This window comes from Kineosporia sp. A_224 (assembly GCF_002198655.1).
Taxonomy (GTDB): Bacteria; Actinomycetota; Actinomycetes; order Actinomycetales; family Kineosporiaceae; genus R-H-3.
Genome location: NZ_MWLN01000206.1, coordinates 1 through 12,312 on the forward strand (window position 1 = coordinate 1; position 12,312 = coordinate 12,312).

Annotated in this window: 11 protein-coding genes; 5 read left to right on the forward strand and 6 right to left on the reverse strand. The window is 74.1% G+C overall.

All coding sequences use genetic code 11. The features are described 5' to 3' along the window. The 4 genes from EDJALFJO_RS25440 to EDJALFJO_RS25455 form a co-directional block, all read left to right on the forward strand. On the forward strand, positions 1-638 hold a 638-nt coding region (locus EDJALFJO_RS25440), incomplete at its 5' end, for an acetate--CoA ligase family protein (protein ID WP_198950630.1). Between the two features lie 230 nt (positions 639-868). Next, positions 869-2,251 carry an aldehyde dehydrogenase family protein gene (locus tag EDJALFJO_RS25445; RefSeq protein ID WP_088289192.1) on the forward strand — a complete coding sequence of 461 codons (1,383 nt, stop codon included), beginning with the start codon at positions 869-871 and terminating at the stop codon, positions 2,249-2,251. Further along, on the forward strand, positions 2,241-2,879 hold the full coding sequence (locus tag EDJALFJO_RS25450) for an MEDS domain-containing protein (RefSeq protein ID WP_233150031.1): 639 nt from the start codon (positions 2,241-2,243) through the stop codon (positions 2,877-2,879). The genes EDJALFJO_RS25445 and EDJALFJO_RS25450 overlap by 11 nt, the downstream gene beginning before the upstream one ends. After that, positions 2,876-4,555, forward strand: coding sequence for a CdaR family transcriptional regulator (locus EDJALFJO_RS25455; protein ID WP_088289128.1), 1,680 nt, complete (start codon positions 2,876-2,878; stop codon positions 4,553-4,555). The genes EDJALFJO_RS25450 and EDJALFJO_RS25455 overlap by 4 nt, the downstream gene beginning before the upstream one ends. A gap of 12 nt (positions 4,556-4,567) precedes the next feature. Here EDJALFJO_RS25455 and EDJALFJO_RS25460 read toward each other — a convergent pair whose 3' ends face one another. After that, positions 4,568-5,197, reverse strand: coding sequence for an MEDS domain-containing protein (locus EDJALFJO_RS25460; protein WP_088289129.1), 630 nt, complete (start codon positions 5,195-5,197; stop codon positions 4,568-4,570). A 4-nt stretch (positions 5,198-5,201) separates the two neighbouring features. Continuing rightward, positions 5,202-6,242 carry a hypothetical protein gene (locus tag EDJALFJO_RS25465; RefSeq protein ID WP_158220564.1) on the reverse strand — a complete coding sequence of 347 codons (1,041 nt, stop codon included), beginning with the start codon at positions 6,240-6,242 and terminating at the stop codon, positions 5,202-5,204. A 268-nt stretch (positions 6,243-6,510) separates the two neighbouring features. Here EDJALFJO_RS25465 and EDJALFJO_RS33735 point away from each other — a divergent pair, with 268 nt between their 5' ends. Continuing rightward, positions 6,511-7,710: a zinc-binding dehydrogenase gene (locus EDJALFJO_RS33735; protein ID WP_158220565.1), complete on the forward strand. Its 1,200-nt coding sequence runs from the start codon at positions 6,511-6,513 to the stop codon at positions 7,708-7,710. A gap of 3 nt (positions 7,711-7,713) precedes the next feature. Here the strand turns inward: EDJALFJO_RS33735 and EDJALFJO_RS25480 are convergent, their stop codons facing one another. From EDJALFJO_RS25480 to EDJALFJO_RS25495, 4 genes are read right to left on the reverse strand one after another with little or no spacing between them, the layout of a single operon-like run. Beyond that, complete coding sequence (locus EDJALFJO_RS25480; protein ID WP_088289131.1) at positions 7,714-8,316, reverse strand: histidine phosphatase family protein; 603 nt, start codon at positions 8,314-8,316, stop codon at positions 7,714-7,716. Between the two features lie 7 nt (positions 8,317-8,323). Further along, positions 8,324-9,667 (reverse strand): MFS transporter, encoded by a 1,344-nt coding sequence (locus EDJALFJO_RS25485; RefSeq protein ID WP_198950632.1) that lies wholly within the window; start codon positions 9,665-9,667, stop codon positions 8,324-8,326. A gap of 50 nt (positions 9,668-9,717) precedes the next feature. Beyond that, the gene (locus EDJALFJO_RS25490) at positions 9,718-11,376 is read right to left on the reverse strand and encodes a hypothetical protein (protein WP_088289132.1); all 1,659 of its coding nucleotides are present in this window, start codon (positions 11,374-11,376) and stop codon (positions 9,718-9,720) included. After that, positions 11,373-12,278 (reverse strand): ABC transporter ATP-binding protein, encoded by a 906-nt coding sequence (locus EDJALFJO_RS25495; RefSeq protein ID WP_088289133.1) that lies wholly within the window; start codon positions 12,276-12,278, stop codon positions 11,373-11,375. The genes EDJALFJO_RS25490 and EDJALFJO_RS25495 overlap by 4 nt, the downstream gene beginning before the upstream one ends. Positions 12,279-12,312 lie beyond the last annotated feature (34 nt).

A 12,312-nucleotide genomic window follows, 5' to 3' on the forward strand; every position in this document is an offset into this window, starting at 1 on the left:
CCGCGGCCACAGTCCCGGAGCGGCCCGACGCGACGGACCCGGTCGCCGTCGCGGACCTGCTGCGCCGCAGCGGCATCGACGTCGTCGCCGCCGCCGTGTGCACGACCGCCGACGAGGCCGCCGACGCCGCCACGACGGCCGGTCGTTTCCCGGTCGTGGTCAAGGTCGCCCGCTCCGCGCACCGCAGCGACACCGGCGGCGTCCGGCTCGGCCTCGCCGACGCCGCGGCCGTCCGGGCCGCGGCCGCCGACCTGCTCGCCGGCACGGACGCCGTCCTCGTGAGCCCCCAGCTGACCGGGGTCGAGGTCGCCGTCGGCGCGCTGCGCGACCCCTCGTTCGGCCCCGTCGTCATGGTCGGCCTGGGCGGGATCTGGGTCGAGGTGCTCGACGACGTGGCCTTCGCCCTCGCGCCGCTCTCGCACGCGCAGGCCCGCGACCTGCTCCTCGGCCTGCGTGGCGCGGCGCTGCTCACCGGCGGCCGCGGGACGGCGGCGGTCGACCTCGACGCCTTGGCAGCCGTGGTCGTGCGGGCCGGGGACCTCCTGGCCACCCGTCCGGGCGTCGCCGGGCTCGACCTCAACCCGGTGCTCGCGTCACCGACAGGGGCGGTCGCCGTCGACTGGAAGATCACGGTCTGAGCACGTCGTCCCGATCGCGCCTCGGCTCCCCAGGACCAGGCTGACCCGGATGTTCGTCCTGTGGGGCCGACGCTCCCCCCGGCACCCGCACGTACTCTCACGGACACGTCCCGCCACCGGCGCCGCGGACGCCCGCCGAGCCTCTCGGCGTGCCGCGGCGCAGCGGGACGGGGTTCCGGGCCGCCGACGTCGGCGCCCGTCACGAGGACGACGACGCGGGAGGCCGGCACGTGGACGTTGCAGAGGTCGTGGCCAGGGCGAGAGCGGCCCAGGCGGCCGTGGAGAACTGGGACGCGGACAAGGTCGAGGAGCTCACCACCGCCGTGGCCTACGCCGTGGCCCGCAAGGACCGCTCCGAGGAGCTCGCCCGGCTGGCGGTCGACGAGGCCGGCTTCGGCAACTACGCCGACAAGGTGACGAAGATCCAGCGACGCGTGCTGGGCGTCCTGTCCGACCTGCGGGCCACGAAGACCGTCGGCATCGTCGAGGAGGACCCCGCGCGGGGCCTGGTGAAGATCGCCAAACCCGTCGGGGTCGTCGCCGGGCTCGTCCCGACGACCGGCCCGGACGCCACGCCGCCGGTCAAGGCGCTGTGCGCCCTCGCCGGCCGGAACGCGATCGTCTTCGCGGCCCACCCGCGGAGCAAGCGGACCACCGACGCCGTCGTCGGTTACATGCGGGAGGCCTGCGAGCAGGTCGGCGCCCCCGCCGACCTCGTCCAGGTGCTCCCGGAGGCGAAGATCGCCCACACCCAGGAGCTCATGAAGGCCGCGGACCTCATCGTCGCGACCGGCGGCGCCGGCATGGTCAAGGCCGCCTACTCCTCGGGCACCCCGGCCTTCGGGGTCGGCGTCGGCAACGCCGTCCACGTCGTCGACGAGACCGCGGACGTCGCGGACGCCGCGACCGCGATCGCCGTCGCCAAGACCTTCGACTACGCCACGAGCTGCCTCGCGGACAACTCGGTCGTCGCCCACGACGACGTCTACGACGACCTCCTCGAGCGGCTCCAGGGCCTGGGCGGGTACGTCTGCACCCCCGAGGAGAAGGCCCGCCTGCAGGCCGTCATGTGGCCGGACGGCGGGGAGATCCCGAGCCCGACGGTCATCGCCAAGTCGGCGGGCGTCATCGCCGGGCTGGCCGGTGTCGAGGTCCCCGAGACCACGTCGTTCCTCGTCGTCCTCGAGGACGGCGTCGGGCACGACCACCCGTTCAGCGGCGAGAAGCTCTCCGTCGTCCTGGCGCTGTACCGCTACTCCGGCGGCATCGAGAACGCCGTCGCCCAGGTCAACGCGATCACCGGGTACCAGGGGCTGGGCCACACCTGCGGGATCCACACCGCGGACGACGCCCACGTCGACGCGCTCGCGTTCGGGACCAAGACCGCCCGGGTGCTCGTCAACCAGAACCTCAACGAGGGCGCCGGCAGCCCGCGCAACGGCCTGCCCTTCACGCTCAGCCTGTCCTGCGGGACGTGGGGCGGCACGATCACCACCGAGAACGTCAACGCCCGGCACTTCGTCAACCTGACGTGGGTGTCCAGGGTGATCGCGCCCAAGACCGTGGACGCCGAGTCCCTGTTCGCGCGACACTTCGAACGGTATGGACGATGACCGCGGGGGCCCGTCGATGACGACGACCCCGATCACGATGGGTCGGCCGGGCATGGCGATGGCGCCGGGCGACCACATCTGCGCGTTCTACCGCGGCCCGGCGCAGCGCGACGAGGTGCTCCTGCCGTACCTGCGCGAGGGGATCCTCGCCGGCGACAAGGTCATCTGCGTCATGGACGACCCGGACGTCGAGCAGGTCACCAAGCCGCTCTCGCTCGAGGCGGACGTCGAGGCGTCGCTGAGCTCGGGCCAGCTCGACCTGCTCACCTCGGACGCCGCGTACATCCCGGACGGCACGTTCTGCCTGGACCGGATGCTCGACTTCTGGGAGGCCGGCGTCGGCAGCGCCGTCCGCCGGTCCGGGTACACCTTCGTCCGGGCCGTCGGCGAGATGACCTGGGCGCTGCGCGACCTGCCCGGCGTCGAGGACCTCGTGCGCTACGAGGCGCGGCTCAACCGGTTCCTCCCGAGGTACCCGCAGGTGATCCTCTGCCTGTACGACCTCGAGCGGTTCACCGACGGCCAGGTCCTCATGGAGCTGCTCCGGACGCACCCGAAGGTGCTCATGTCCGGGCAGCTCCTGGAGAACCCCTGGTACGTCGAGCCCGAAGAGTTCGCGGTCGCATGAGCGCCCCCGAGCTGGAGATCCCCCACCAGCTCGGCCGGGGGCTGCTCTCGACGATGCGCAGCCTGCTCGTCCTCGGTCAGCTCATGACCGAGAGCACCGGGGAGCGGCAGATCCTCGACCTCGCGATGACCGCCGTCCCCTCGCTCGCCCGGTGCCGGGTCGTCGGCATCGAGCAGGCGGGCGGGGCGACCCGGTCGACCGCGACCGTCGGGCTCGGCCGGCAGCTCACGCAGATCGGCGCCATGGGCGGCGCCGTGACCCTCCAGGACGTCACGTGGGCCTGGGCGTACCCGCTCGGCAGCCCGTTGCGGGACTACGGCTTCCTCGTGGTGGCGGCGGACGCCGAGCCGAACTCGGAGGAGCAGTTCCTGCTGCGGGCGCTGGCCCAGCAGACCGGGTCGGCGCTCGCCAACCGTCAGCTGCACGCCCAGGAGCTCGCGACCGCGGACGAGCTCGCCCTCGTCAACGAGCGGCTGCGCGGCACGGTCGAGGCCCTGCAGCGCAGCATGGAGATCCACGCCCGGCTCACGTCCGTCGCCGTCTCGGACGAGGGCCGGGACGGCATCGCGCGCGCGGTTCACGAGCTGACCGGGCTGCCGGTCGCCATCGAGGACCGGTACGGCAACCTGCGCGCCTGGGCCGGGCCGAACCGGCCGGACCCCTACCCCAAGGACCCGGCGCCGCGCCGGGAGGCCCTGCTGCGCCGGGCGCAGGCCGCGGGGCGCCCGATCCGCGAGGGCGGCACGCTCGTGGCGCTCGCCCACCCGCAGGGCGACGTTCTCGGCGTGATCTGCCTCGTCGACCCGGGCGGCACCGCGGGCGAGCACGAGGTCATGGCGCTCGAGCACGGCGCGACGATCCTCGCGATGGAGCTGGCCCGGGTGCGAAGCCTCGCCGAGAGCGAGCTGCGGATCCGGCGCGACCTCGTCGACGAGCTGCTCACCGGCACGGACGAGGAGAGCGCGCTGGCGCGGGCGACCGCGCTCGGGTACGACCTGCAGCGCCCGCACCGGGTCGTCGTCGTCGAGGGCCACGGCCGTTCCAAGGACAACGACGCGCTCTTCCAGGCCGTCCGGCACGCCGCCCGCGAGGAACCCGCCGGCACCCTGCTCGTCGCGCGCGGCGCCCAGGTCATCCTGCTCGCGGACCACGAGGCGGACTGGGAGAGCCTGCGGCAGAGCGTCATCCGTGACCTCGGCGGGGGGACCGCCCGGATCACCGTCGGCGAGCAGTGCTCGGCCGTCGACGACTTCCCGCGCTCGTACCGGCAGGCCCGGCTGGCGATGCACCTGCTCCAGACCGCCGAGTGGGACGACCGCGCCGTCCGCTTCGACGACCTCGGCGTCTACCGCCTGCTCATCGGCAACGACAGCCTCGACGAGGTCGAGCGGTTCGTCGAGCGCTGGATCGGGCCGCTGCTCGCGTACGACACCCAGCGCAGCGCCGACCTCGTCCGCACGCTGACGCACTACCTCGACCGCGGCGGCAACTACGAGGCCACGGCGGCCGCGCTCATCGTGCACCGGAACACGCTGAAGTACCGGCTCCAGCGGATCCGGCAGATCACCGGGCACGACCTGTCCGACCCCGAGACGTGCTTCAACCTCCAGCTCGCGACCCGGGCCTGGCAGACCCTCACCGCCCTGCGGACCACGCCCTGCCCGCCGGGCGGCTGACCCGCCCGGGGGTCAGCCCGCTCCCCCGCCCCCGGCGAGCAGGTCGTCGCTGTCGGCGAGGAACTCGTCCGGCCGCAGGTAGTACGGGTTGTCGACGACCATCGCGCCGATCATCGCCCTGGGGTGCGTCTTGAGCACGTCCATGACGAGCCGGCCGTCGCACCGCGTCAGGTCGTAGAGGCACACGTTGACCTGCGGGACGTTGCCCATGACGCGGTTGAGCGCCGACTCGTAGAGCGCGATCTTCTCCACGCCGGGCCTGTCGCGGTGCGCCCAGCTCATGTCGCCGATGTTCCGGACCACGCCGGACCCGGCCGACCCGGCCTTCGACTCCCAGAACCTCAGCATCTCCTCGGGGAGGAAGCCGCCGCGGGCGAAGTAGGTCTCGTCCGAGCCGAGCACCTCGAGGCGACCCTCGTCGAGGTGCCGGTCGACGTCCACGTGCACCGAGAGCAGGTCGAGGACGGCGGCCGGCGGCGTGCTGTCGACGACGCACGTGCAGCGCGAACCGGCGACCAGCCCGGCCGCGAGGAACGGCACGAGCAGCAGGTCGCGCTCGGCCGGGCTCCGGTAGAAGGCGCACACGTGGTCGCCGGCGTCGAGCTGGCTCCCGATGACGTCGTCCGGGAACGGTCCGGGCATCCCGTCAGAGCTCGGCGCGGACCCGTGCCACGGCCTCGCCGAGGTTGCGCAGCTTCGCGTAGGCCGTCGTCCGGCTGAAGTACCCCAGCCCGCAGTCGGGCGCCACGAGGAAGCGCTCCGGCGGCACGATCTCCAGCCGGCGGCGGATCCGGTCGGCGATGACGTCGACGCTGTCGACCATGTAGTTCTTGGCGTCGACGACGCCCAGGCCGAGCACCTTGTCCTTCGGGAAGTCCTTGTAGGGGTCGAGGTCGCCGAACTCCGCGCTCGTCGACTCCAGGTGGATGACGTCCACCGGGGAGGCCTCGAAGAGCGGGATCATCTCGCGGGTCTTGGCCTCGAAGACGTCGCGCTGGCCGTCGACGCTGCCGTAGCAGATGTGCCAGAACTTCATCATCGTGATGCCCTCGAACATGATCTGCTGGCACTCGATCTGCCACATGTCCTGGGTGTAGGGCGCGAGGACGTCGATGAGCTGGACGCCTTCGCAGCCCATGGCCTGCAGGTGCCGCAGCTCGGCGTTCATCGCCCGGGCGAGGTCCTTGGCGAAGGCCACGCCGTCGCCGTAGTGCTGGTCGTCGCAGATGATGCTCTGCTGCGCGGGGCCGAGGAAGGCGACCTTGAACGGCTTGTCCGTGGCGCCCTTCATCGCGTTGACGACGGGCTCGAAGATCGAGCGCTTCCACTCGACCGGGCCGACGACCTGGGCCTTGTAGAAGGGCGCGTACTTCGCGCCGTCCCCGGGCGGGCCGTACGGCGCGAAGCCGCCGAGGTTCTCGGGGATGAAGTGGAAGATCGGTTCGAGCTGGAAGCCGGGGGCCTCCCACTCGTAGTACTGGGCGCCGTCGCAGAGCACGTCGAGGCCGGCGAGCTCCTGCTCGCGGGCGCAGATCCTGCTCGCGTCCTCGTAGGCGACGCGGAGGTTGTGGCTGCGGTAGACGGGCTCGGCGAGGCTGCCGAGCACCCGGCCCTGGAGCCAGTGCGGCCGCGGGAAGGCTGACACCGCCGAGGTGGGGAGGAGGACCTCCTGGCCGCGAATCTGCATGGCGCACAGCTCCTTCGCTGGTCCATCGGCGGCCGGCCGTCCCGGCCGCTCGGGACGCTGCCGGGGCGCGTCCGTGGTGGCGACAAGGTACGCAGCGGATGTGATCTGCGATTCGTCCTGTTGGGCCGAATCTGTGCCGGTCCGCTGTCCCGGTCGGCCTGTCCGCCGGGACGAAGGCCGGTGCGGCGTCCTGACCGGCCAGGACGAACCGGTGGCGTGTACCGTGCCGCGCACCGCGCTGCGTGCGCGACGGCGAAGGGACCGGGACATGGCGACCGTGCGTGCGTCGACGCTGCTGGAACCGGGGCGGATCGAGGTCCGGGACTACCCGGTGCCGACGGACCTCGAACCGGGCGCCGTCCTCCTGCGGATGGTCGCGTCGGGCATCTGCGGCACGGACAAGCACACCTACCGCGGCGAGACCGTGCAGTACGCCGGGACGCCGATGGAGCGCACCACGCCGTTCCCGATCATCCAGGGCCACGAGAACCTCGGCATCGTCGAGGCCGTCGGCCCGGGCGGCGCACGGGCCCACGACGGCAGCGCCGTCGAGGTGGGCGACCGGGTCGTGCCGGCGCCGAACCGGGCCTGCGGGACGTGCCGGAACTGCCGGCGGGCGTCGGCGTACGTCCTGTGCCGCAACCTGGAGAACTACGGCAACTCGCTCACGTGCTCGCAGGCGCCGCACCTGTTCGGCGGCTGGGCCGAGCTGCTCTACCTGCGGCCCGGGACGGCGGTCTTCAAGGTGCCCGCGGAGCTGCCGTCCGAGGTCGCCGTCCTCACCGAGATCTTCGCCGTGACGCACTCGCTCGAACGGGTCGCGGCCGGACGCCGCCCCGGCGGCTTCCGGCCCGGGGACACGGTCGCCGTCGTCGGGGTCGGGTCGCTCGGGATGTCCCACCTCGTCAAGGCGGCGCTCATGGGCGCGGGGCAGGTCGTCGCGGTCGACAGGTCACCGCTGCGGCTGGCCCTCGCGCGCCGGCTCGTCGGGGCCGCGACGGTGCTCGTCGGCGCCGACGTGGAGGGCGCCGACCCGGCGGTGCGGGCCGAGGTGCTCGACCTCACCGACGGCGAGGGCGCCGACGTCGTCGTCGACGCGACCGGGTTCCGCGGCTCGTTCGAGCTGTCGGCGACGCTCGTCCGGGACGCCGGCACGATCCTCGAGGTCGGCGCGTTCGTCGACATGGGTCCGGAGGCGTTCAACCCCGCGGTCGTCTGCGGCCGGAGCCTGACCGTGATGGGCGTCGGTGGCGAGGACCTGCAGGCGTACGCCGGGACGCTGGCCCTGCTGGCCCGGCACCGCACCGCGATCCCGTTCCAGGACATGGTGTCCCACGTCTTCCGGGTGGACGACGCGGCGCTGGCGATGGAGACGTCGCTCGACCCGATGACCGCCACGAAGGTCCTCGTCTCGCAGATGCTCCCGGTCCGGACAGGGGCGGCGGCCCCGGCGGGCCCGGTCGGCTGACCGTCACACGTGGACGACGGCCGCGGCCGAGGACGGGTCGTCGGGCAGCGCGAGGACGACGTACCCGGTCGTCGCGAGGGTCAGCCCGCGGACCCGGTCGGCGTCCTGCGGCCGGACGACGCGCGGCAGCAGCCGGCGCAGGACGCCGCCGTGGGACACGGCGAGGACGACCTCCGGCCACGGTCGGCCGCGCACCTCGGTGAACCAGCCGGTGAGGCGCTCCTCGATCTCCGCGAGACTCTCGCCGCCGCCGGTCCGCGCCGTCCACTCGCCGGCGTCCCAGGCCGCCTCGGTGCGTTCGTACGCGGCCCAGTGGGCGGCGTCCGTCGTGCCCTCGAAGGTGCCGACGTCGTACTCGCGCAACGCCTCCGCGACCTCGAGCGGCACGTCGAGCGTGTGCGCGACGACCCGGGCGGTCTGCCGGGCGCGCAGCAACGGGCTCGTGACGACGAGGCCGATGCCCTGGCCCGCGAGGGCGCGGGCGAGCGCGTCCGCCTGGTCGTGCCCGCTCGCCGTGAGCGGCGGGCCGAGCGCGCGGTTGGCGAACCGGTGCTCGACGTTCGCGACGCTCTCGCCGTGCCGGGCGAGGACGATCCGGCGGACCACGACTGCCTCAGCCGGTCGCGGGCGCGGGTGTCGCGGCCGGGGTGCGCCGGGCGGCGAGGCAGGCGGCGGCCGCGACGAGGCACAGCACCCCCGCCGTCCACCAGGCGGTCGAGTACGAGCCGGTGACCTCGCGGACGGCCCCGGCGAACTGGGCGGCCACGGCGGCCCCGACCATGTGGCTCGCGAACACCCAGCCGAAGACGACACCGGAGCGTTCCAGCCCGAAGGCCTCGCGGCACAGGGCCACCGTCGGCGGCACGGTCGCGATCCAGTCGAGGCCGTAGAACACGACGAAGAACAGCAGCGGGGGCGCGACGGCAGGGCCGAGCACGGCGGGCACGGCGAGCAGGGCGAGCCCGCGCAGGCCGTAGTACGCCAGGAGCAGGTACCGCGGGTCGACCCGGTCGCTGAGCCAGCCCGACGCGACGGTGCCGACGAGGTCGAACCCGCCGACGAGGGCGAGCAGGCCGGCGGCGGTCGTCGCCGGCATCCCGTGGTCGTGCGCGGCCGCGACGAAGTGGGTGCCGACGAGGCCGTTCGTCGACCAGCCGCAGACGAAGAAGGTGCCGGCGAGCACCCAGAACTCACGGACCCGGGCGGCCTGCGCGAGGTTCTGCAGCGCCGTCCGGACGGCACCTGCGGTCGACGCCGCCGGGCGGGAGATCCGCGGGTCGTCAGGGCCGTCGGCACCGAGCGGCAGCAGCCCGACGTCGGCGGGGCGGTCACGGACGACGAGGAGCACGAACGGCACCAGGAGGAGCGCGAGGACGGCGACGACGAGGCTCGCCGACCGCCAGCCCTGCGCGGTCGTCAGCCGGGCGATCGTCGGCAGGAACACGAGCTGGCCGGTCGCCGACCCGGCGGCGAAGATCCCCGTGACGAGGCCGCGGTTCCGGACGAACCAGCGGTTCGCGACGATCGGCCCGACGACGGAGGCGAGCGAGCCGGTCGCCCCGCCGACGACGAGCCCCCAGAGGACGACGAGGTGCCACGGCCGGGTCATGACGAGGGTGAGGGACGTGCCGGCGGCGATCGCGAGCAGCGCGGCGACGGCGACCCGGCGGAGGCCGAAGCGTTCCATGAAGGCCGCGGCGAACGGCGCGACCAGCCCGAACACCGCGAGGTTCAGCGCCACCGCACCGGACGTCAGCGCGCGGGACCAGCCGAAGGTCGCCTCGATGGGCTCGATGAGGACACCGGTCGAGGACCGGAACGCCGCGGCCGCCACGAGGACGCCGAAGGTCACCCCGGCGACGAGCCAGGCGCGGTGCAGGCCGGTGTCCGGGAGCGCGTCGAGGGCGTCGGTGCGGTCGTCCGTACCGGGGCCGCTGTCGGCGACGCGCTCGTGCAACGGCCCTCCAGGCTCGACGTGCCCCGATCCTCGCACGCCCGCGCCGGCGGTCAGTCCCTGCGCAGGTCGCGGCGGGTGAACAGGACGACCCCGGCCGCGCACAGCGCCAGCCCCAGGGCGACCGTTGCGGTGACGGTCGCCGGGTCGGCGGCCTCCCCGGGGACGAGCGCCATCCAGTGGAACAGCGAGAGCGTCCCGACCTGCTCGAGCGCACCGCTGAGCGGGGCCAGGAGGTCGGCGAAGACCGACCAGACGACGACCGCGTAGACCGTGGCGCCGGCGGCCCGGGGCGCCAGGGACAGCACGAGCGACCCGACGCCGAGCGCGACGAGGGCGGTCGGGACGACGTTGAGCCCGGCCCCGAGCATGAGGGCCAGGTCGAGCCGCAGCCCTTGCACGGCGGCCCCGGCCCAGACGCCGGCCCCGCCGAGGACCGCCGCGGCGAGCACCGCGGCCATCGTGACGAGGATCCGGCCCGCGAGCCAGGTGCGGCGGTCGACGGGTGCCGCGACGAGGTGGACGAGCCGCCCGGAGGTCTCCTCGTCGACCGCGGACGACGTCTGGCTCGCCGGGAGCAGCGCGACGACGGTGCCGAGCAGGAGGAAGGCGATCCCGAGGAACTCCTCGAGGAAGCTGCCCTCGAGGCCGTACCGGCGCAGCATGTCGAGCATCGAGTCCGGCACGTCCTGGGTGGTGATGACGGCGAACGACCCCATGAGCAGCCCGGTCAGCAGGGCGCCGACGACCCACGCGACGAGCGTCGGCAGCTCGAGGCGCAGCGACAGGCCGAAGGCGGTGCGCAGGCCGAACGGCCGCACCGCGGCCGTGTCCCGGCTCGCGAGCAGCCCGTCCCCGACGTCCCTGCGGCCGGCCAGGGTGACGGCCGTGGCCGCCAGCGCACCGGCGACCAGCAGCGCGAGGACGAGCGGCCGCGCGTCCCGGTGCGTGTACGGGTGCACGAGCTCGGCCCAGCCGAAGGGCGTGAGCCAGCCGAGCCAGGCGGTGCGGTCGCCGGCGTCGCCCGCCATCCGGAGCACGAAGGCCGCGCCGACGACCGCGAGGCCGAGGCCGGTCGCCGTCCGCCGGGTCCGGGCCAGCTGCGACGTCACCGCACCGACGGCGGCGAAGACCGCGGGGACCGCGGCCAGCGTCAGCCCGTAGAGCAGGGTGCTGCCGGCCGGCATCCCGAGGGCGGGGTCCCGGGCCGTGAGCAGCGACAGCCCGGTGCCCAGCAGCAGGACGACGAGCAGGCCGGCGGCCAGCCCGCCGAGCGCGGCCGCCGTCCCGCGCCCGGGCCGGGTGGCTCCGGCGAGCTGCAGCTGCCACCGGCCCGCGTCCTCCTCCCCGCGCAGCACCCGGGTGCCCGCGAGGACCGCCCACACCGCGCCGACGGTCGTGAGGAAGGCGAAGTTCTTGTAGACGGTGTAGCCGCCGATCGTCGCGATCTCGCCGATCGGCCCGAGCAGGATCCGCAGCCCCGCGTCGCTCCCGACGAGGTCGGCGGCCTGCTGCCGCAGGGCCGCGGTCGGGTAGGTCTTCGAGTAGGCGGTGGCGGTGGCGTAGACGGACAGCCCCGTCGTGAGCCCGACGAGGAGCGCCCCGACGCGGACCTGGCGGAAAGCCCGCCGGGCGATGGCGCGCTCCGCGCCGCCCCGCGTCCGGCGGACCGGACCCTCCGTCGCGGGCCGCAGCGCCTCGGCGGTGCTCACGGCGCGACCACCGGCGTCGCGCCGGCCTCCCCGTACCGGGAGAGGAAGAGCTCCTCGAGCGACGGCTCGGTCGTCGTCATCCGTTCCACGACCGAACCGGCGAGCGCGGTGAGCAGCGGCTGCACGGAGCCGGCGACGTCGCACTCGACGACCTGGCCGTCGACCCGCAGCGCCCGGACGCCGTCGACGCCGGACAGGTCCGGCACCGGCCCGGCGAGGACGACCCGCACCCGCAGTGCGCTGTACCGGCGGAGCACCTCGAGGGTACCGCACTCGACGAGCCGGCCGGCCCGCAGCATCGCGACGCGGTCGCAGACCGCCTCGACCTCGGCGAGGATGTGGGAGGAGAGGAAGACCGTCTGGCCGCGGTCGCGGGCCTCGTGCACGCAGGCCCGGAACACCTGCTCCATCAACGGGTCCAGCCCGGTCGTCGGCTCGTCGAGCAGGAGGACGTCGGCCCGGCTCGAGAACGCCGCGACGAGCGGGATCTTCTGCTTGTTGCCGTGGCTCAGCGCCCGGACCTTCTTGTCCGGCACCAGCTCGAACCGGTCGAGCAGCTCGGCGCGGTAGGCCTCGTCGACGCTGCCGTGGACCGACGCGAGCAGCCGCAGCGTCTCGGCCCCGGTGAGACCGGGCCACAGGTCCGCGACGCTCGGCACGTAGGCGAGCCTGCGGTGCAGCCGCGGGGCGTCGTCCCAGACGTCCATCCCGAGGATCGTCGCGTGCCCGCCGGTGGCCCGTGCGAGGCCGAGCAGCAGGGCGATCGTCGTCGACTTGCCGGCGCCGTTCGGGCCGAGGAAGCCGAAGACCTCACCCTGCTCGACCTCGAGGTCGAGCGCGTCGAGCGCGAGCGTCGAGCCGTACCGCTTCGTGAGCGCCTCGGTCCTGATCGCGACTGCCACGGCGAGACCTCCTCACAGCGGGAACCCGCCCGGG

What these genes read in the sequence shown, in the direction of transcription:
- EDJALFJO_RS25450 (WP_233150031.1), top strand. Translation starts at nt 2,241, where the DNA reads ATGGACGATGACCGCGGGGGCCCGTCGATGACGACGACCCCGATCACG.
- EDJALFJO_RS25455 (WP_088289128.1), top strand. Translation starts at nt 2,876, where the DNA reads ATGAGCGCCCCCGAGCTGGAGATCCCCCACCAGCTCGGCCGGGGGCTG.
- EDJALFJO_RS25460 (WP_088289129.1), bottom strand. Translation starts at nt 5,197, where the DNA reads ATGCCCGGACCGTTCCCGGACGACGTCATCGGGAGCCAGCTCGACGCC.
- EDJALFJO_RS25465 (WP_158220564.1), bottom strand. Translation starts at nt 6,242, where the DNA reads ATGCAGATTCGCGGCCAGGAGGTCCTCCTCCCCACCTCGGCGGTGTCA.
- EDJALFJO_RS33735 (WP_158220565.1), top strand. Translation starts at nt 6,511, where the DNA reads ATGGCGACCGTGCGTGCGTCGACGCTGCTGGAACCGGGGCGGATCGAG.